Origin of the sequence: Chromobacterium amazonense, from assembly GCF_001855565.1 — a bacterium.
Taxonomy (GTDB): domain Bacteria; phylum Pseudomonadota; class Gammaproteobacteria; order Burkholderiales; family Chromobacteriaceae; genus Chromobacterium; species Chromobacterium amazonense.
On sequence record NZ_MKCR01000031.1, the window covers coordinates 121026 to 141450 of the forward strand.

Here is a 20425-nt window from a genome sequence, read left to right on the forward strand (position 1 = left end):
ACAGGACATCCGAATCCGCATTCGGCGCCGGTCCAGCCTTTGTCATCCACATCGCCGCTTACCATGAAAAAATCCCCCATCCTCGTTGATTTCAGCCTGCTCAGGCTCAATCCGCATTTCCGCTGCATCTTCATCGCCCGCCTGATCTCAGTGTTCGCCTTCGGCATCCTGATGGTGGCGGTGCCAGTGCAAATCCATCAGCTGACCGGCTCCCCGCTGCAGGTGGGCATGGCCATGGCGCTGGACGGCATCGGCATGTTCGCCGGCCTGATGTGCGGCGGCGTGCTGGCGGACCGCATGGACCGCCGCCGGCTGATTCTGCTAGGCCGCTCTTCCTGCGGCCTGGGCTTTTTGGCGCTGGCGGCCAATGGGTTTCTGGAGCAGCCGTCGCTGGCGGCGCTGTACGCGGTATCGGCTTGGGATGGTTTCTTCAGCGGCATCGGCATCACCTCGCTGATGGCGTCCATTCCGGCCATCGTCGGGCGGGAAAACCTGCCGGCGGCCGGCGCGCTGAGCATGCTGACCATGCGTCTGGGCGCGGTGCTGTCGCCGCTGCTGGGCGGCGCCGTCATCGCGGCCATCGGCGTCAACTGGAACTACCTGCTGGCCGGCCTCGGCACCTTGCTGACCCTGGTGCCGCTGACCCGTCTACCCAGCCTGCTGCCGCAAGGCGGCGAGCTCGCCCATCCCTTGCGCGCGCTGCGCGAAGGCTTCGGCTTTCTGCTGCAGGACAAGGTCGTCGGCGCGGTGGTGGCGGTGGGCACGCTGCAGGCTTTGCTGGCCTCGGTGCGGGTGCTGTATCCGTCGCTGGCGGAGGATGGCTACGGCGGGGGCGCGTTCGCCGTGGGCCTGATGTATGGAGCGGTACCGCTGGGCGCCATGCTGGGCGCCTTCACCAGCGGCTGGGTGGCCGGCTTGCGCCGCCCCGGCGCGGCCATGTTGGCCGCCATGCTGGCTTCCGCGCTGGCCCTGGCCTCGCTGGGATGGGCTCCTCGCTTGGCGGCCGCACTGGCGGCGCTGGCGCTGGTGGGTTACTTCGGCTCTATCGTCTCTTTGCTGCAGTTCACGCTGGTGCAAGGCCGCACGCCGGACCACCTGCTGGGACGCGTCAACAGCCTGTGGAGCGCGCAGGACGTGACGGGCGACAGCCTAGGCGCTTTCGGCCTGGGCGCGCTGGCCAGGCTATTGGCGCCGATGGCCGCCGCCGCCGCGCTCGGCCTGGGCGCCGCGGCGGCCGGACTGGGGATGCTCGCCGGCTTTAGCCAACTGCGCCGGCTGCGAAATGGCGCGGGCAGCGCATCCCCTGCGACCCAAGCGGCTCCGCAACAGAGCTGATGCCTGCGTCGTCGCGTCCGGCGGCGCGCGATAGCAAGCAGTTTTTTGCACGCGCGCCACTTTATCGCCAATGATAATGCAAACAATTCCTATTTACATTAAGGTCGATTGGTGCGACAATAAGTCAACCATTTGACATTGATTGCGCAAATATTCCGCTGGCTTCAGAAAACCTTGCCGCCGCGCCACGTCAGCCAAGTGGACAACCGTTCCGTGATGAACTCTGGGTTTAGACAATGAAAAACAATCGCCTCCCACGCCAGGGCTTCCGCCTGGCGCTGCTCTCCGCCGCTGTCTGCAGTCTGCACCTCCCCGCCGCCTACGCCGCCGAAGCTGAATTGCCGACCGTGGTGGTGACCGCCACCGGTTACGAACAAAAGATCAAGGAAGCGCCGGCCAGCATTTCGGTGATCACGAGAGAGCAGTTGGAAAAGAAGCCTTACACCAATTTGACCGACGCGATCCAGGATCTGGAAGGCGTCAACATCAACGGCTCAGGCCCGGGCGACAAGGACATCTCCATCCGCGGCATGCCCGGCGAATATACTTTGCTTCTGGTGGACGGCCGACGTCAGAACACCCGCGAAGCGCGCAGCCGCGGCACCGGCGGCTTCCAGCAGTTCCAGATCCCGCCGTTGGAAGCGATTGAGCGCATCGAAGTGGTGCGCGGCCCGATGTCGTCGCTGTACGGCTCCGACGCCATGGGCGGCGTGGTCAACATCATCACCCGCAAAGCGCCGAAGGAATGGCACGGCTCGATGACGCTGGGCGGCACCATCACCGAGCACTCCAATGAAGGCAACACCGGCCAGAGCAGCTTCTGGGTCGGCGGCCCGCTGGTGAAGGATCTGCTGTCGCTGCAACTGTATGGCGCGCTGAATAATCAGGCAGAGGACAATATCTTCTACGCCAACAGCGGCGATGGCGGCAAAGTTGGCACACACTCGGGCGATATCAACGCCAAGCTGAGCTTTACCCCCAACCAAGATCACGAGATCACCTTCGAAGCCGGCCACAACGAACTGCGGCAGACCACCACGCCCGGCAAGAGCGTTGCGTTTGATGACACTAAGGATGATTTTTTCGACGTCCGTGATCATTGGAGCCTGAGCCACAACGGCAAGTACGGCAATATCCGCTCCAACCTGGCCCTGTATCAGGAGATCGAAAAGCCTAGCCACAGCGTCAACAATGTAGACGACGGCAAGGGGCTCAAACTGACCAATACCACGCTGGATGGGCAACTGACCTTCCTGTTTGATCGACATACGTTCAAAGTAGGCAGCCAAGTCGGCCAACAAGTCGGGGACAATATGGCCGCGCAGGAGGCCCTGCAGCCCCCATTTAAATACACCGGCGCGCCGAATCCCAATAAGGTCACGGTCAATACTTGGGCGCTGTTCGCGGAAGACACTTACGACCTGACCGATACCCTGAAGCTGACCGGCGGCGGCCGTCTGGACCATCACAGCGTGTTCGGCAGTCATTTCACCCCGCGCCTGTATCTGGTGGATCAGCTGAATGCCAACTGGACATTGAAAGGCGGCGTCGGCAAGGGCTTCAAAGCACCCACCATCCGCCAAAGCACCGACGGCTACTGCATGCGCACCGGCAAGCAACTCGAAACCGGCCTGCTGTGCGGCAACTCCAACTTGAAGCCAGAAGAGAGCACCTCCTACGAGGCCAGCTTGCACTTTGATAACAACCAGAACCTGAGCGCAAATGCCACGCTGTTTTACAACCGTTTCAAGAATAAGGTTGTCAGCTACGGAACGGATCAGTTCACAACAGAGCTGCTCGACAAACTCGGCAGGCCTGCCCGAATCTATGTCTACGACAACGTGGACAACGTGGACATCCATGGCCTGGAGTTCTCCGGCAGCTGGGCGTTTGCGCCGCGCTGGACCGTGTCCGGCAACTACACCTACACCAAGTCCAAACGCCACGGCGGGAAGGAAACCAGCTACTCCGGCCAATCGCTGGAAGGCATGCCGCTGGACAAAACCCCTGAGCACGCCGGCAACGTCAAGCTGGCTTGGAACCCGGTGGAAAAACTGGACGTATATAGCCGCCTCAACTTTGAGGGCAAGCAGTACTACACCGGCTTCCGCAACGGCGCCAACGTCGCCCGCACCCGCGGGGGCTCCAGCACCTGGGACCTAGGCGGTACTTACCGCATCAACAAGACCTTCGACGTCAACTTCGCCGTGCTGAACGCAGGCGACCGCAAAGTCGCCATCGACGACCGCGCACGCGACAACGGCCTCAACGGCAACTGGATGGTCGACGAAGGCCGCCGCTATTGGCTGACCTTGACCGGCAAGTTCTAAACCCCGCCCTTCCCGTCCGCTTGGCTCAAGCGGGCGGGAAGCCGCATATGGCAGTTGCCGGACCGCCCAGGTCCGCCAACTGCCTGTTCCCGTTTATGCAATAGGAGAAATCAAGATGCTGAGCAGCCGCGCTTCCCTCACCACCGCCCACGCCGACAAGGTGCTGTACAAGCTGTGCAAGCACTACGCGCTGAAAGTGCCGGTGGACTTCGACACCGAGCGCGCCCATGTGCAATTTCCCATCGGCACCTGCGACATCCGGCGCGAAGGCGACACGCTGGACATGGTGTGCGCGGCGGACGCGGCCGACAAGCTGGCCAAGATCGAATTCATCATGGACGAGCACCTGGGCTTGATGGCCAAGCAACCGGAACTCAAGCTCGACTGGCAGAAGTAAAGGATTCCCGATGAAAACCCTGTTCTCCCGCTTGCTGCTGGCCGCGCTGCTCGCCGCAACCGCGTTCGCCGCCCAGGCCGCGGTCATCACCGACATCGCCGGCCGCAAAGTGGACGCGCCGGCCAAAGTCAACCGCATCCTCTTGGGCGAAGGCCGGCTGCTCTACGCGCTGGCGCTGCTGGAAGGCAAGCAGCCGCTGGCCCGCATCGCCGGCTGGCAAGGCGACTTCCGCCAGCTGGACCCGCAAACCTACGCCCAATACAAGAAGCGCTTCCCCGAAATCGACCGCATCCCGCTGATAGGCGGCACCAGCGAGAACTCGGTCAGCGCCGAGAAAGTGCTGGCGCTGAAACCGGACATCGCCATCTTCAGCGTCTCCGGCCACGGCCCCGGCCTCTCCAACCCCATCGTCAAGCAGCTGCAAGCCGCCAAAGTGCCGGTGGTGTTTGTCGATTTCCGCAACGCGCCGCTGGAGCACACCGCGCCCAGCCTGCGCATCATGGGCAAGGCGCTGCAGCGCGAGGCCGAGGCGGAACGCTTCATACGCTTCTATCAAAGCAAGATGGACGCCATCCGCAAAACCGTGGCCGCCATCCCGGCGCAGCAGAAGCCCAAGGTGTTTCTGGACCTGCGCGCCGGCGCTTTCCCCAACGTCACCAGCGCCGGCAAAGGCAGCCTGGGCGAGCTGGTGGACGCCGCCGGCGGCGTCAATATCGGCGACACGCTGATTCCGGGCGCGGTGGGCGAAGTCAATATGGAGCACATCCTGGCCGCCAAGCCGGACTGGTACATCGGCACTGGCAGCGCCGACGCGGCCGACAAGATCGGCGTCCAGTTCGGCGCAAACATCTCGCCGGCCCAGGCCCGGGCATCGCTGGCCCGCGCCGCCGCGCGCAAGCCCGTGGGCGCGCTGGCCGCCGTGCGCGAGGGCCGCACCTTCGGCGCCTGGCACCACTTCTACAACACGCCTTACCATATCGTGCTGCTGGAAGCCTTCGCCAAGACGCTGCAACCGACGCGCTTCGCCAAACTGGACCCGGACGCCAGCTGGCAACAGCTGCATCGCGACTTCCTGGCGATCCCGCCGCAGGGCACGTATTGGGCAAGGGGCGGCAAATGATGGAACACGCCATGGCGGCGCCCGCCGCCTCGGCCATATCCGCCGACTACCGCCGGCGCTTGCTGCACCGGCTGCTGCTGATCGCAGTGCTGATCGGGCTGATATTCGCCTCGCTGACGCTGGACGTCACCACCGGCGCCAGCGGCCTGCCGCTGTCCGAGTTCTGGCGCACGCTGCTTGACCCGGCCGCGGCCGATCCGGCCACCGCCGTCATCGTATGGGACATCCGCCTGCCCTACGCCCTGATCGCCGTCGCCGCGGGCCTGGCGCTGGGCCTGGCCGGCGCGGAGATGCAGACCGTGCTGCACAATCCGCTGGCCGACCCGTTCACGCTGGGCCTGCAGCCGGCGGCGGCGTTCGGCGCGGCGCTGGCCATCCTGCTGAACCTCAGCCTGCCGGGCGTGCCCGCGTCGTGGATGCTGCCGGCCAACGCCTTTGTCTTCGCCCTTGGCTCCGCGCTGCTGCTGGACGGCGTGGCGCGGCTGACGCGGATGGCGGCCAGCGGGGTGCTGTTGTTCGGCATCGCGCTGTTCTTCAGCTTCAACGCCCTGGTTTCGCTGCTGCAATTCGTTTCCACCGCCGACGCGCTGCAAGACCTGGTGTTCTGGCTGATGGGCAGCCTGTCGCGCGCCGACTGGCCCAAGCTGGGCTTGCTGTTCGGCGCTTTCGCGCTGATTTTGCCGTGGTCCATGGCCAACGCCTGGCGCCTGACCGCGCTGCGGCTGGGCGAGGACCGCGCCGCCAGCTTCGGCATAGACGTGCGCCGCCTGCGCCTGGCATCCTTGCTGCGCGCCAGCCTGCTCACCGCGCTGGCGGTGGCCTTCGTCGGCACCATAGGCTTCATCGGCCTGATCGCGCCGCACATCGCGCGGCGGCTGGTGGGCGAGGATCATCGCTTCTATCTGCCAGTCAGCGCGCTGACCGGGGCCGCCATCCTGTCGCTGGCCTCCTGTGTCACCAAGAACCTGATTCCCGGCGTCATCGTGCCGGTGGGCATCGTCACCTCGCTGGTGGGCATTCCCTTCTTCATCGCCATCGTGCTGCGCAACGGAGGTCGGACATGAGCGGGCCTCTGTCGCTGGAAAACCTGTCGGTGAGCTACGGCAAACACCGGGTGATAGACAAGCTCAGCGTGCCCAGCCTGGCAGCCGGCGAAGTCGCCGCCCTGCTCGGCCCCAACGGCAGCGGCAAATCCACGCTGCTGCGCGCGCTGGCTGGCTTGCAGCCTTGCGATGGCGCGGTGCGGCTGGGCGATAGGCCATTGAACCGCCGCCACGGCGAGGCCGCCTATCTGCCGCAAACGCTGCCGCCCTGCGTGCATCTGACGGTGTTCGAATCCCTGATGGTGGCCGGCCAGGCCACGGCTGCCGGTCTGTTTCGCCGCCATGGCGACGACGAGGTGGTGGCGCTGCTGGAGTCCTTGGGCATCGCCCACCTGGCGCGCCATTATCTGGACCAACTATCCGGCGGCCAGCGCCAGTTGGTCGGCATCGCCCAGGCCTTGATCCGCGAACCGGCAGTGCTGCTGCTGGACGAACCGCTGTCGGCGCTGGACCTGAACTACCAGTTCCACGTCATGGACCTGCTGCGCCGCGAAACCCGCCGCCGCGGCATGGTGACGGTGATCGTGCTGCACGACCTCAACGCCGCGCTGCGCCATACCGACCGCGCGCTGATGCTGAAAGGCGGCCAGTTGCTGGCCAATGGCCGGCCGGAGCAAGTCATCGATGCCGCCACGCTGCGCGCGGTCTACGGCGTGCATGGCCGGGTGGAACGCTGCCCGCAGGGCGTGCCGCATATTCTGGTGGATGGATTGTCACACCACGCCGGCTAAAGCAATCCCTTCTTGCCGCGGCCAGCCGGCCGCGGCGCGCGCTGGGTAGTAAATTTTGCAGATTTCGCCATATAAAATTGCAATTGATACTCAATCGCATTTATTATGCGCCATCATCATTCCGCAAGCCGCCTGCGCGGCTCATCCAGCAGCACATCATGAACCCAACACCGTCCCGCCTCCCCGTCAGCGCCGCCCAGCACGGCATCTGGATGGGCCAGCAACTGGCGCCGCGCAATCCATCCTACTGGACCGCCGAAGCCATAGAACTGCGCGGCCCTCTCCATGCCGAGGCGCTGCTGGACTCCGCCGCGGAAGTGCTCGCGCACTGCCCGGCGCTGAACATGCAATTCCATTTCGACGGCGAAACGCTGTGGCAGCAGCCGCATGCGGAAACGTCTCCGCCCCCGGCGCTGCATGATTTCAGCGGCGCGGTCCAGCCGCGCGCGGCCGCCGATGCCTGGATGCGCGAGTCTCTGGCCCGCCCCTGGCAAACCGATTCCGAACGCCCGTTCCGCGCGGCGCTGCTGAAGCTGGATTCTCACCATCACCTGTGGTTTCTGCAAACGCACCACATCGCGCTGGACGGCTACGGCTACGGCCTGCTGGCCAAGGCGATCGCCGCGCGCTACAGCGCGCGGGCATCCGGCCAAGCCATACCGCCCCTGCCCGACTGGTCGCTGCAGCACGTGCTGGCGGAAGACCAGGCCTATCGGACATCGACGGATCGCGAGCATGACCGCGCCTTCTGGCTGCAGCGGCAAAGCCATCTCCCCGCAGCGGTGACGCTGGCGCCGCCGCAGGCGCTGGCCGACGAGGTCGCAAAGGCCGGCGGCATGCTGGACGCGCAGCGGATCGCCAGCTGGCAGCTTGCCGCCAAAGCATGCGGAGCCAATTGGGGGGGCTGGCTGCTGGCCGCGATTGCCGCCTGGCTGGCGGAACACACCGGCCGCCGCGACATCACCCTGGGCCTGCCGGTGATGAACCGCATCGGCTCCGCGGCGCTGGACATCCCCTGCATGGCGATGAACATCGCCCCGTTCAACCTGCGGCTGACGCCAGACGACACGCTGGCAGAACTGGTGCGCCAATCGGAGGATGGCCTGCGCGCCATCCGCCCCCGCCAGCGCTATCGCTACGAATGGCTGCGCGGCGACCTGAGCCGGCTGGCAGGCGATGAGCGGCTGTTCGGCCCCGTCGTCAATCTGATGCCCTTCGACCGACGCGCCCCGTTCGCCGGGCTGGATGCCCGCATCCTGCCGATCAGCGCCGGGCCGGTGGAGGATCTGTCCATCAACCTCAGCCTGCTGAATACCGAATGGCGTTTCAGCCTGGAGGCCAATCCGCGCGCTTATCCGCCAGAGCGGCTGCAAGCGCTGTGGCAATCGCTGCTGCACTGGCTGGACAAACTGGCCCAAACGCACCCCGCCACGGCGCTGGCCGAGCTGCTGCCCCATCTGCCGCCCTTATCCGTGCTGCGCGGCCCCGCTCTGGCGCGCCCGCCGCAAGACGTCATGGCCCGCTTGGCGGAGCAAGTCGCCAGCCAGCCGGATGCGGCGGCGCTGGTTTGCGGAGCGCAAACGCTGAGCTATAGCCACTTGCTGGCCAGAGTTCAGGCTCTGGCCGGTCAATTGCACGCCCAGGGCCTGCAGGACGGCGAGCGCGTGGCTATCCTGCTGCCGCGAAGCGTCGATGCGATCGTCGCCATCCTGGCCACGCTTTGGGCAGGCGGCTGCTACGTCCCGCTGGACCCGCACGGCCCGACGGCGCGCCTGCAAATGGCACTGGACGATGCCGCGCCCAAGCTGGCGCTGAGCTGGCGGCGCTGGGCGGCGCAGCTGGGCTGCATCGCCACGCTATGCCTGGACGAGGCCTTGCCTTTCGCGCCAGCGCAGATGCGCGCCATGCCCGCGGCGGCGCATCTGCCCGCCTACCTGCTGTACACCTCCGGCTCCACCGGCAAGCCCAACGGCGTGTTGGTAGGCCGCGGCGCCCTGGCGCAATTCGTCTCCAGCGCCGGCCAGTTCTACCGTTTTGCCCAGGGCGAGCGCATGCTGCAGTTCGCGCCGCTGCATTTTGACGCCAGCGTCGAGGAAATCTTCCTCGCGCTATGCCATGGCGGCGCCTTGCTGCTGCGCGACGAGGCCATGCTGGAGTCCATGCCCACTTTTGTCGCTGCCGTATCCGGGCTGGGCGCAGACGTGCTGGACCTGCCCACCGCCTTCTGGCATGAGCTGGCCTACGCGCTGACGCCGCAGTTGGCCAAGCATCTGTCGGGCGTTCGCCTGGTCATCATCGGCGGGGAAGCCGCCCTGCCCGAGCGCGCCCGCCGCTGGCGCGAGCTGCTGCCAAACTGCGTCCTGCTGAACAGCTACGGCCCGACCGAGGCATCCATCATCGCCACCGGCGCCATCCTGTCCGGCCCCGGCGCGGCATGGGACGGTTCCGACAGCCTGCCCATCGGCCTGCCCCGCCCCGGCGTGGACGCCGTCATTGTGGACGAGACCTTGCGCCCGGTGCCGGCGGGCGAGGCCGGCGAACTGTGCCTGCTGGGCGAAGCCTTGGCCCTGGGCTATCTGCACCGTCCGGAATTGACCGCTCGACGCTTCGTGGAACTGAGCGCCCTGCCCGGCTCGCCGCGCGCCTACCGCACCGGGGATCGCGTAGTCTGGCGCGATGGCCAGCTGCGCTTTCTGGGCCGCCTGGACCAGGAGCTGAAGATCAGCGGCCTGCGCATCGATCCGGCCGAGGTGGAAAACGCGCTGCTGGCCTATCCCTCGGTGCGGGAAGCCGCGGTGATCGGCCTGCCGCGGGCCGACGGCGGCTACACGCTGGCCGCCTTCCTGAGCGGGGAGGAGCAAACCGATTCGGCCGCGCTGCGCCGCGCGCTGGCGGATGTCCTGCCCGCCGCCGCCATTCCCGACCGCTGGCGCTGGCTGCCGCAACTGCCGCGCAACGTCAACGGCAAGATAGACCGCAAGCAACTGTCCCTGCAGGCCGATGACGCGCTTAGCGCTTTAACGGAGACGGGCGAAGCCACGCCCCTGCAGCGCAAGATCATGGCGATCTGGCAACAGGTGCTCGGCGTCACGCCGGACAGTCCGAGCGCCAATTTCTTCGCCATGGGCGGCAAATCGCTGCAAGCCATTCAGGCCGCCAACCGGCTGAGCCGCGAGCTGGAACGGGAAGTCCCCGTCTCCGCCTTGTTCACCCATCACACCGTCAGCGCGCTGGCGCAAGCGCTGTCGGCCCCGGCGGCGCACCGGCCGCCCGCGCAAGACAGCGACCCGTTCGGCCCCTTGCTGACCATACAGCCTGGCGCGCAGCCGGCCCTGTTCTGCCTCCATCCGGCGGAAGGACTGTCCTGGTGCTATCTGAGCCTGGCGCGCCACCTGCCCGGCGTGGCCATCTACGGCCTGCAGGCGGCGGGCATACGCGGCGAGACGCCGGAGAGCTTCGCAGCGATGGTGGACGGCTATATCAAGCAAATCCGCGCCATTCAGCCGCGCGGGCCGTACCGGCTGCTCGGCTGGTCGCTGGGCGGCGCGCTGGTCCAGGCCATGGCCGCCGCGCTGCAACAGACCGGCGAAACCGTGGAACTCTTGGCGCTGATGGACAGCTATCCAGCCGCATGCTGGCGAGGCCGCCCCGAACCGACGCTGCGCGACGCGCTGGTGACGGTGCTCACCGTCAACGGCGAACTCGATGCCGGCCCAGATGGCCGCCGGCTGGACGAAGAGGCCATCTACCAACGGCTGCTGCGCGTCGGCAGCCCGCTGGCGCCGCTGGGCCGCGCCGCGCTGGAGAAACTCGCCCTGGCGTCGTGGCAAGGCATGCGGCATTTCCGCGCCAGCCAGACGCCGCGCTACCACGGCGACATGCTGTTGTTCCGCGCCAGCCATCATCCTGCGGATGGGCCGCAGACAGCCGACTGGGCGCCCTACCTGGACGGCCGGCTGGAGGTGATCGAGCTGGACTGCGATCACATCGGCATGAGCGATCCGCACCCCATGCGGCGCATCGGGGAAACGCTGGCCAGGCGGCTGATAACGGGGTAATGCTTGCCGGGCGCTGCCCGGCGCAAAGCAATACTCCACCCGCCATCTAGTTTTCGAAAAAACGAAACTCATACCAAATGGATTAAGCAGCATTTTTACAGTTGACTTAGTCCAGCTTTGGCGATAACTTTGAACGATAATTATTATCATTATCAACTGGAGCCTGCCATGAGCAAGCCATCCGCGATGACCGAACAGACGGGCGATGTGTTTTATTTTCTGTCCGCCCATCGCAGCCTGAAGGCCGCCGGCATCCATAGCCGCCTGAACACGCCGGCGAAAGACCGCCGCTTCCAGACCGCCGTTAGCCAAGCCTTCGCCCACGCCCGCGCCGCCGGCATCGACCAACCCGTGCTGATGGGCGCCATTCCTTTCGACATGCACCAACCGTCGGAGCTGTTCATCCCATCCTGCCACGGTTTCTTCGACCGCGCAGAGCGTCTTGAGGCCGCATCCCGCCGCTCAGCCGCCGCCGGCCGCGCCGTCAGCGCTCGCAGCACGCCGGACGAGCCGGGCTTCAAGTCCGCCGTCAGCCAGGCCATCGCCCGCTTCCGCCATGGCGATATCCGCAAGGCTGTGCTGTCCCGCGTGTATGAGGTGGAATTTGCCGAACCGCTGGCGGCCGACCAGATATTCGATGCTTTGTGCCGACAAAACCCGCACGGCTACCAGTTCCAGCTGCCGCTGGCCGCTGGCGGCCATCTGGTCGGCGTCAGCCCGGAGTTGCTGCTGCGCAAGCACGGCGCCAGCGTCCACACCTTCCCGCTGGCCGGCTCCGCCAAACGCCAGGCCGACGCCCATGCCGATCAGGCCGCAGGCGACGCCTTATTGCAATCGGCCAAGGACCATTACGAACACAGCTTGGTGATCGAGGACATCCGCAGCGTGCTGGCGCCGCACTGCGTGGAATTGTCCATCCCCGATGCGCCATCCCTGCTCGGCACCCGCGCGATGTGGCATCTGGGCACGCCGATAGAAGGCCGGCTGGCCGACCCCGCCATGACGGCGCTGAAGCTGGCTTGCCTGCTGCATCCCACGCCGGCCATCTGCGGCTTCCCCACGGCCGCCGCTCGCGAGTTGATCGGCCAGATCGAGCCGTTCCAGCGTGGCGTGTTCAGCGGCATGGTGGGCTGGTGCGACGAGGAAGGCAATGGCGAGTGGGCGGTGACCATACGCTGCGCCACGGTTGCAGAAAACCGCGCCCGGCTGTTCGCCGGCGCCGGCATTGTTGCGGCGTCCATCCCGGAATCGGAATGGGCGGAAACCCAGGCCAAACTGGGCACCATGCTGTCAGCCTTCGGACTCACAGGCATGGAGGCGCTGGCATGAGCATCGCCTTCACCCCATGGCCACGAGCGCTGGCGGCCCGTTATCGCGCCGCCGGCTGGTGGGCAGACCTGCCGATGACCGAGATGCTGCAGCGGCAATGCCGCGAACGTCCGCATGCGCCGGCCATACTGTGCGGCGAGCGCGAAATCAGCTACGCCGAACTGGATCGCCAATCCACCAATCTGGCCGCCTGGCTGCATAGGCAAGGCCTGCGCCGCCACGACACGGCGCTGGTGCAGCTGCCCAATGTGGCCGAGTTCTACATCGCGCTGTTCGCGCTGTTCAAGCTGGGCGTCGCGCCGGTCAATGCCTTGTTCAGCCACCAGAAGCTGGAACTTTCGTCCTACGCCAAGCAGATCCAGCCCAAGCTGCTGATCGCCGACCGGCAGCACCAGTTGTTCGGCGACGACGCCATGCTGGACGAGCTGCGCGCGATCTCGCCCGAACTGAACCTGCATCTGTTCGCGCACGACACGCTGGAAACCGCGCTGCAAAACGATGCCGAGCTGCCGGCCGGCGCCGGCCCATCCGATGCGGCCGAAGTCGCATTCTTCCAATTGTCAGGCGGCAGCACCGGCACCCCCAAGCTGATTCCGCGCACCCACAACGATTACTTCTACAGCGTGCGCCGCAGCGCCGAAATCTGCGCGCTCGGCCCGCATACCCGCTTCCTGTGCGCGCTGCCGGCGCCGCACAACTTCCCGCTCAGCTCGCCCGGCGCGCTGGGCGTATTCCATGCCGGCGGCGCCGTGGCGCTGGCCCCCAGCCCGGAACCGCTGGCCTGCTTCGAGCTGATCGAAAAACATCAGGTGAACATCGCCGCGCTGGTGCCGCCTGCCGTGGCGCTGTGGCTGCAAGCCGCGCCTGGGCGAGAGGCCCAGCTGCAAAGCCTGCGACTGCTGCAAGTGGGCGGCGCCAGCTTTGCCGAGTCCATGGCGCGCCAGGTGCCGGCCGTGCTCGGTTGCAAGCTGCAGCAAGTCTTCGGCATGGCCGAGGGCTTGGTCAATTACACCCGGCTGGACGACGGCGACGACATCGTCTTTGGCTGCCAGGGCCGGCCGATGAGCGACGGCGACGAGGTGAAAGTGGTGGACGAGGCCGGCCATGCCGTGCCCGTGGGCACGCCCGGCATGCTCGCCACCCGCGGCCCCTACACTTTCCGCGGCTACTACCAGGCGCCTGAGCACAATGCCCGCGTGTTCGACAACGAAGGCTTCTACTACTCCGGCGACATGGTGGTGGCCGACGAGAACGGCTACCTGCGCGTGGTGGGCCGGGTAAAAGACCAGATCAATCGCGGCGGCGAGAAGATCGCCGCCGAAGAAATCGAACACCTGCTGTTGCAACACCCGCAAGTGGCGCAGGCCGCGCTGGTGGCCATGCCGGACAGCATGCTGGGCGAAAAGAGCTGCGCCTTCATCGTCCCGCGCGGCGATGGCCTCCGCGCGGTGGCGCTGCGCCGCTTCCTGCGCGAAATCGGCGTGGCCGATTACAAGCTGCCGGACCGTTTCGAGCTGACCGCAGCCCTGCCGCTGACCCACGTCGGCAAAATAGACAAACAAACGCTGCGCGCCCAATTAACCGCCGCAGCCGGAGCCTGAACCCATGAGCATCCCCAAACTCAACGGCTACCCCTTGCCGCAAGCCGCCGACTTTCCGGCCAACAAAACCGCCTGGCAAGTCGATCCCGCCCGAGCCGTGCTGCTGATCCACGATATGCAGCGCTATTTCCTGGCTTTTTACGGCGAGGACAGCCCGCTGATGCAGGAGTTGACCGCCCGCATCGCCGCGCTGCGCGGCTGGGCAGACCGCCACGGCGTACCGGTGGTCTACACCGCGCAACCGACGGAACAAAAACCGGAAGACCGCGCGCTGCTGAATGATATGTGGGGCCCAGGCCTCACCACCGCCGATCCGGCCTTGCAAGCGGTGACGCAGCGGATCGCGCCGCGGCCGCAGGACACCGTGCTGGTGAAATGGCGCTACAGCGCCTTCCAGCGCAGCGACCTGCAACAAAGAATGCAAGCCTGGGGCCGCGACCAGCTCGTCATCTGCGGCGTCTACGCCCACATCGGCTGCATGATGACCGCTTGCGACGCCTTTATGCGCGACATCCAGGCTTTCCTGGTGGGCGACGCGGTGGCGGACTTCAGCGAGGACGAGCACAAGATGGCGCTGCGCTATGTGGCGACCCGCTGCGGATCGGTCATCGCCGCCGCCTCCCTGACAGAAGGAGAGCAGGAAGCGTTTACCCGCGACTGGCTGAAAACCCAGGTGCTTACCGTGCTGGCCGATGGCGACGACAGCCTGGCCGGCGACGACAATCTGCTGGACTACGGCCTGGACTCCATCCGCTTGATGGAGCTGGTGGGCAAGTGGCAGGCGCAGGGTCTCGACATCGGCTTTGAAGCCCTGGCGCGCGAACCCACGCTAGATGGCTGGTGGACAGCCATCGCCGCCAAGCTGCCGCAGGAGGCCTGAGCATGCGCGGACTGGATTTCAGCGGCCAATGCGTGTGGGTCACCGGCGCGGCGCAAGGCATAGGCCAGGAAGTGGCCCGCCGCTTCGTCGAAGCCGGCGCCCGCGTCATCGCGCTGGACTGGCAATTCGAGCGCGCCGCCGTGCGCGACGGCGTGCTGCGCGAGCTGCCGCTGGACATCCGCGACGCCGATGCCGTGGCCGCGCGGTGCCGCCAGCTGGCCGAGGAGGACGCGCTGCCCGACGTGCTGGTCAACGCCGCCGGCGTGCTGCGCCTGGGCGCGTTCGACGCTCTGTCGATCGACGACTGGCAGCAATGCCTGGCCGTCAACGTCAGCGGCCCGTTCTACCTGATGCGCGCGCTGCTGCCGCACTTCAAGGCGCGCCGCGCCGGGGCCATCGTCAACGTGGCGTCCAACGCCGCCCATGTGCCGCGCCTGGAGATGGCCGCCTACGGCGCGTCCAAGGCCGCCTTGACGAGCCTGAGCCACAACGCGGCGCTGGAGCTCGCGCCGTATCGCGTGCGTTGCAATGTGGTATCGCCCGGCTCCACCGACACGCCGATGCTGCGCGGCATGTGGCAGGACGACAGCGGGGCTGCCCGCACCATCGCCGGCAAGCCGGAAGCGTTCCGGCTGGGCATTCCGCTGGGCAAGCTGGCCACCCCGGCCGACGTGGCCGGCGCCGTGCTGTTCCTGGCTTCCGATCTGGCCGGCCACATCACCATGCAGGACGTGGTGGTGGATGGCGGCGCCACGCTGGCGGCCTGACATGCACGCGACAAGGCGCAACCCTATCCTTGCCCTGAACCGTGGCAAGCCTGCGCCGTCCTGTCGCACATGTGCCCATTCGGGGCGGCCGCTACCCGCGCCGCTCCTGCCGCAAACAACGGAGCGCGTCCGCTGACGGTTTGCGGATCGCTTCGCGGAGAAGACCCATGACTACCCTCGCCCGGCCAGACAGCCCCTCGCGCGCTGCCGGCTACTCGTACTCCCTGCCGCCGGCCAGCCAGGCCGACTACCGCGCCATGCCCAGCCCGGTCGAACTGCTGCGCAGCCTGCCGCAAAACGCGCGCGCGGCGCAATCGGTGCATGCCGGCCGCGCCGCCGTGAAACGCGTTCTCTCCGGCCACGACCCGCGCTGGCTGGTGGTGATCGGCCCGTGCTCGATACACGACCCGCGCGCCGGCCTGGACTATGCCTCGCGCCTGGCAGAACTGGCAGCGGAGCTGGACGACACTTTGCTGATCGTCATGCGCGCCTATTTCGAAAAGCCGCGCACCAGCGTGGGTTGGAAAGGCTTGATCAACGACCCGTATCTGGACGATAGCTGCTGCATGGACGAGGGCATGCACATCGCCCGGCGCTTCCTGCTGGCCTCCGCCGAGCTTGGCCTGCCGCTGGCCGGCGAGGCGCTGGACCCGCTGTCGCCGCTCTATCTGGCCGACCTGTACAGCTGGACCGCCATCGGCGCCCGCACCACGGAATCGCAAATCCACCGCGAACTGGCCTCGGCGCTGGACAGCGCGGTGGGCTTCAAAAACAGCACTGACGGCACGTTGGACGCTGCGCTCAACGCCATCATATCCGCCAGCAGCCCGCACGCCTTCCTGGGCATGGACCATGCAGGCCAAGTCGCGGTGGTGAACAGCCGAGGCAATCCGCATGGCCATTTGGTGCTGCGCGGCGGCGGCGGCCGGCCCAACTACGACTCGGTCAGCGTCGCGCTGGCCGAGCAGGCGATGAAAAAGCGTGATATCCCGCCAGTGATCATGGTGGACTGCGCCCACGGAAATTCTTGGAAAAACCACGTCTTACAGCCCATGGTGCTGGCCGACGCGGTCTCGCAGATCGTCCACGGCAACCGCAGCATCCGCGCCTTCATGCTGGAGAGCTTCATCGAAGCCGGCAACCAGCCGATACCGGCAGATCTGTCCCAGCTGCGCTACGGCTGCTCCGTCACCGATCCCTGCGTGGACTGGGATACAACGGCCCGCATCTTGCGCGAGGCGCGCGCCAAGCTGCGGCCGTTGCTGGGGAATTGAACCCATCCTTAGCGCGGGTTGGCTGAACAGGCCATACCCGCGATCCATCAGCCAAGCTCGCTTCCCAATACCCACCAGCCTCCGCGTGCCCGGCCACGCGCCCATCGCCAGCCTGCCTCTTGCCCGCCCTACAAGGCGACAAGGCTAATAGGCAGGAGTGCAGTTAGGGCCAGCCCACTTTCCATCGCTATTGAGCGTCACGCCGGGATCCTGCAGGCGGCAGTCTGGCAATTTGGCCTTGCCATCAGCAGGAATCACAATGACTGTGGTAGACGGCGCAGCCGGTTGAGCAGGCGGATGCAATTTCCGCTGCATCTCTTCCATGCTCGCCCTATTATCTTGAACACGCTTTTCTGACTGTCTCATCATGCACTTGGCAAATCCATCTGTTCCAGGCTGGAATCCAAAACCGGTACAGGCGTTTTGGTCCATCTCACGCAGTTCTTGCGGACTGGCGCAGGCTGTCAGCGCCAAGGCGCACCCCGTGATAGCAATCAACATTGGCGTTGTTTTCACACATTGTCCTCCACAGTTAGGCCTTTTGCCCGATACAAGACCAGAATGGTCTACCTACTTTTGTAGAAGCTCTCCTTGTTATTACAAGTACGCGTATTCATTGAATCGCCCCCGCTTTCCTAGACACCGCAAGAGCCTCACACTAGGCCCTACAAGGAGGTGTCATGAGCAAGCCGCGTTTCCCCGAAGAGTTCAAGATTGAAGCCGTCAACCAGGTGACCGAACGAGGCTACCCCGTTTCCGAGGTAGCCAGTCGTCTCGGCGTATCCACCCACAGCCTGTATCAATGGCTGAAACGCTACGAGCTGAGGGGAGCAGATCAGGTAATTAGAGCGGCTAACAAAATTCCTGATGCGGCGTTGCGTCGACTTGCCGTACTCAAGTACTGCCTGTGTCGGTGCGCCTTGCCTCAGCCGTGAAACTGATTTTGTTAGCCGCTCTAAGGAAGGTCTGAACAAGTCTCCAATCTTCCCGTAAACTGACTCCCCCTCAGTCAGATCCAGGACGCCAGCATGCGACAGCAGATGACCTTCACCGATCTCGAACTCGCCGCTAAGAAGAAGCGCACCCGCCGCGAAATCTTTCTGACAGAGATGGATCAGGTCATGCCTTGGGCGCAGCTCGAAGCCGTCATCGATCCAGTGTATCCCAAGCCTGGCAACGGTCGCCGCCCCTACCCGTTGTCCGCCATGCTGCGCGTCTACTGCCTGCAGCACTGGTACAGCCTGTCCGATCCCGCCATGGAAGAAAGCCTGTACGAGATCGCCTCCATGCGCCAGTTCGCCGGCCTCTCCCTGGACGCCGTCCCGGACGAAACCACCCTGCTGAACTTCCGCCATCTGCTGGAAAAGCACCAGCTGACCCACGCTCTGTTTACCGCCATCCACCAGCATCTCTGCGACAAAGGGCTGATGTTGAAGCAAGGCACCATCGTCGATGCCACCCTGATCCACGCGCCCAGCTCCACCAAAAACGCTCAGGGCGAGCGCGATCCGGACATGCATCAAACCAAGAAGGGCAATCAGTGGTACTTCGGCATGAAGGCCCATATCGGCGTCGACGCCCAGTCCGGCTTGGTGCATCACGTGGCCGGCACCCCCGCCAATGTGGCGGATGTCACGATGGTCGATCAGTTGTTGCACGGCGAGGAAATCGATGTGTTTGGCGACGCCGGCTTTGCTGGCGTGCACAAGCGAGCCGAACACCAATCGCGAGCGGTGCGTTGGTGGATTGCGATGAGGCCCGGCCAGCGCAAAGCGCTGACCGATTCAGCCGACGACCGGCAGATCCAGCTGGGCGAAATGGTCAAAGCCAAGATTCGGGCCAAAGTGGAGCATCCGTTTCGGGTCATCAAGCAGCAGTTTGGCTACCTGAAAACACGCTACCGCGGTTTGAAGAAGAACACCGCGCAACTGATGACGCTGTTTGGGCTGGCCAACATCTGGCTGGCGCGAAAGGCCTTGCTGGCGGCGAGTTAAAAGGCCGGATGACCGGAAGCACCCGGTCATCCTCATGGCGGGCGATCTAGAATTGGTAGGTCTAATGCAACCGAAGCCCCCGCGAGAAATTGCATTTCTGTTTGCGTGGCAGGTTGTTCAGACCTTCCCTAAGCAGATGTCGCTAATCGATCTACCCGATGACTATATGCGCTCTTCATTTTCACAAAAAAAACTCAAAGGACCAAAGCTTACCTGAGTTACATTATCGGTTATTGGTATCATATTTAACAAATGCTTAGTTCCAACATCATAAAGATGATATTCATCACCCAAATTACCATACTCCGATCTAGATATAATCTTTTTATCAATAACTGCTGATTTAACTTCGCCATTCACAGCATAGCTCGTTGTAAAATGCAACATTCTATTCACAAAATCGCCCGTTGGCGATTGAAAGAAAAAATATACTGTTTCATTTTTCATATCTAGGTCAACAAATCCATTAATAGTGACCATTCTACCATCTTTACGGGGAAATTTTAATTCAGATATTTTTGCCGTACAAACCACTCGACTATCAAAAAAATAATTATTATATGAATATCCAATATAAGAAAAAAACAAGAAAAATACCAAACAAATCAAAAACTTATTTGATTTTTGCAATTCAAATCACTCCCATCATGCTTGTCACAATAGTATATAGAAGTTCCTTTTCTATTCTTGATATAGAATACATCGCCACTAGAGCCAGGCAATTTTGGAACGTCTTTATATAACAAGCCAACCACATAAATTAACCCATTATCCTTCTTGATCTTATTTATATATAAACTCGGTAAAAAATCAGAGATAAGCCACCCAGAGGCCAATCCCAAAAATGCGACAAGAATAAAAAACAAAAAATCTCTAGCCCTACGCTCTGTCAGCAGAATATTCTTACTTCTATCTTTTAACAAAGACACATCTAGGCTGGAATCCACATTTTGTTCTAAATCAGAAACAGCCAGATGCGCTGTAGCCTCCGCCTCCGCCTCCGCCCCCACATCGCTTACTCTTTTTGTATCTTCTTGAGAATCTTCCCCGCTCGGCTCGCACACTCCAACAAACATGCACCCTCGCCTAGGAACTGTCTTAATCAACTTTGGGTCAAGCCCGATACGTTCAAATTGTGCTCTTAACTCAAATATCAATTTATGATAACTTGAATCAGTTACAATTAACTTACCCCATACAGCCTCCATAAGAACATGCTTATCAAAAAAACCGCTCACCAGCTTACTGAGAAGAACATTCTCATTATACTTAAGATCGACTTTCCTACCATCAGGCGCTTCCAACACTCCTTCTGTATAATCATATAGTATATGGTGTTCTATAATCCACTTCATAGATGCCATCCTCATTCTTCATATAAACCACCAAACGGTTAATGCAAATTACGTCATTATGTAAATTTAAAATTTACATGCCGTCTTTTAATTATAGATAGAAATTTTAAATTCGCCATATAACGAACCTTTACGCCTAAGGCCACATGAT

The 20425-nt window shown here is 63.5% G+C and carries 16 protein-coding genes and 1 pseudogene; 14 read left to right on the forward strand and 3 right to left on the reverse strand.

Translation table 11 applies throughout. The annotated features are described in order from the left end of the window. Positions 1-63 precede the first annotated feature (63 nt). The 12 genes from entS (at position 64) to BI343_RS14380 (ending at position 16925) form a co-directional block, all read left to right on the forward strand. Positions 64-1335, forward strand: coding sequence for an enterobactin transporter EntS (gene entS, locus BI343_RS14325; protein ID WP_071110190.1), 1272 nt, complete (start codon positions 64-66; stop codon positions 1333-1335). Positions 1336-1571: 236 nt separating this feature from the next. Beyond that, positions 1572-3665, forward strand: coding sequence for a TonB-dependent receptor domain-containing protein (locus BI343_RS14330; protein ID WP_071110191.1), 2094 nt, complete (start codon positions 1572-1574; stop codon positions 3663-3665). Between the two features lie 115 nt (positions 3666-3780). Next, positions 3781-4062 carry a DUF2218 domain-containing protein gene (locus BI343_RS14335; RefSeq protein WP_043629803.1) on the forward strand — a complete coding sequence of 94 codons (282 nt, stop codon included), beginning with the start codon at positions 3781-3783 and terminating at the stop codon, positions 4060-4062. 10 nt (positions 4063-4072) lie between these two features. Continuing rightward, on the forward strand, positions 4073-5182 hold the full coding sequence (locus BI343_RS14340) for an ABC transporter substrate-binding protein (RefSeq protein WP_071110192.1): 1110 nt from the start codon (positions 4073-4075) through the stop codon (positions 5180-5182). Continuing rightward, positions 5179-6246, forward strand: a complete 1068-nt coding sequence (locus tag BI343_RS14345) for a FecCD family ABC transporter permease (RefSeq protein WP_071110193.1) — start codon at positions 5179-5181, stop codon at positions 6244-6246. Before BI343_RS14340 ends, BI343_RS14345 begins: the two co-directional genes overlap by 4 nt. Continuing rightward, a complete protein-coding gene (locus BI343_RS14350) occupies positions 6243-7016 on the forward strand; it encodes an ABC transporter ATP-binding protein (protein ID WP_071110194.1) in 774 nt (257 codons plus the stop codon). Before BI343_RS14345 ends, BI343_RS14350 begins: the two co-directional genes overlap by 4 nt. Positions 7017-7174: 158 nt before the next feature. Beyond that, the gene (locus BI343_RS14355; protein ID WP_071110353.1) at positions 7175-11074 is read left to right on the forward strand and encodes a non-ribosomal peptide synthetase; all 3900 of its coding nucleotides are present in this window, start codon (positions 7175-7177) and stop codon (positions 11072-11074) included. A gap of 168 nt (positions 11075-11242) precedes the next feature. Continuing rightward, positions 11243-12403 carry an isochorismate synthase gene (locus BI343_RS14360; RefSeq protein WP_071110354.1) on the forward strand — a complete coding sequence of 387 codons (1161 nt, stop codon included), beginning with the start codon at positions 11243-11245 and terminating at the stop codon, positions 12401-12403. After that, complete coding sequence (locus BI343_RS14365; protein WP_071110195.1) at positions 12400-14004, forward strand: (2,3-dihydroxybenzoyl)adenylate synthase; 1605 nt, start codon at positions 12400-12402, stop codon at positions 14002-14004. The genes BI343_RS14360 and BI343_RS14365 overlap by 4 nt, the downstream gene beginning before the upstream one ends. A 4-nt stretch (positions 14005-14008) precedes the next feature. Next, positions 14009-14884, forward strand: coding sequence for an isochorismatase (locus BI343_RS14370; RefSeq protein WP_071110196.1), 876 nt, complete (start codon positions 14009-14011; stop codon positions 14882-14884). Between the two features lie 2 nt (positions 14885-14886). Next, positions 14887-15651 carry a 2,3-dihydro-2,3-dihydroxybenzoate dehydrogenase gene (gene dhbA, locus BI343_RS14375; RefSeq protein ID WP_071110197.1) on the forward strand — a complete coding sequence of 255 codons (765 nt, stop codon included), beginning with the start codon at positions 14887-14889 and terminating at the stop codon, positions 15649-15651. Positions 15652-15818: 167 nt separating this feature from the next. Next, positions 15819-16925, forward strand: a complete 1107-nt coding sequence (locus BI343_RS14380; protein WP_083340978.1) for a 3-deoxy-7-phosphoheptulonate synthase — start codon at positions 15819-15821, stop codon at positions 16923-16925. A 144-nt stretch (positions 16926-17069) separates the two neighbouring features. On the opposite strand, the gene BI343_RS19755 is transcribed toward BI343_RS14380, so the two are convergent. After that, entirely contained in the window at positions 17070-17441 is a 372-nt protein-coding gene (locus tag BI343_RS19755; protein WP_139165746.1) for a hypothetical protein, read from the reverse strand. 164 nt (positions 17442-17605) lie between these two features. Between BI343_RS19755 and BI343_RS20755 the strand changes: the two are divergent. Then, positions 17606-17764, forward strand: a pseudogene (locus tag BI343_RS20755) (transposase); the annotation flags it as partial. Between the two features lie 189 nt (positions 17765-17953). Continuing rightward, on the forward strand, positions 17954-18919 hold the full coding sequence (locus tag BI343_RS14390; protein WP_083340712.1) for an IS5 family transposase: 966 nt from the start codon (positions 17954-17956) through the stop codon (positions 18917-18919). 162 nt (positions 18920-19081) lie between these two features. Here the strand turns inward: BI343_RS14390 and BI343_RS19760 are convergent, their stop codons facing one another. Next, the gene (locus BI343_RS19760; protein WP_169829016.1) at positions 19082-19507 is read right to left on the reverse strand and encodes a hypothetical protein; all 426 of its coding nucleotides are present in this window, start codon (positions 19505-19507) and stop codon (positions 19082-19084) included. A 17-nt stretch (positions 19508-19524) separates the two neighbouring features. Continuing rightward, entirely contained in the window at positions 19525-20274 is a 750-nt protein-coding gene (locus BI343_RS19765) for a winged helix-turn-helix domain-containing protein (RefSeq protein WP_139165748.1), read from the reverse strand. Between the last annotated feature and the right edge of the window lie 151 nt (positions 20275-20425).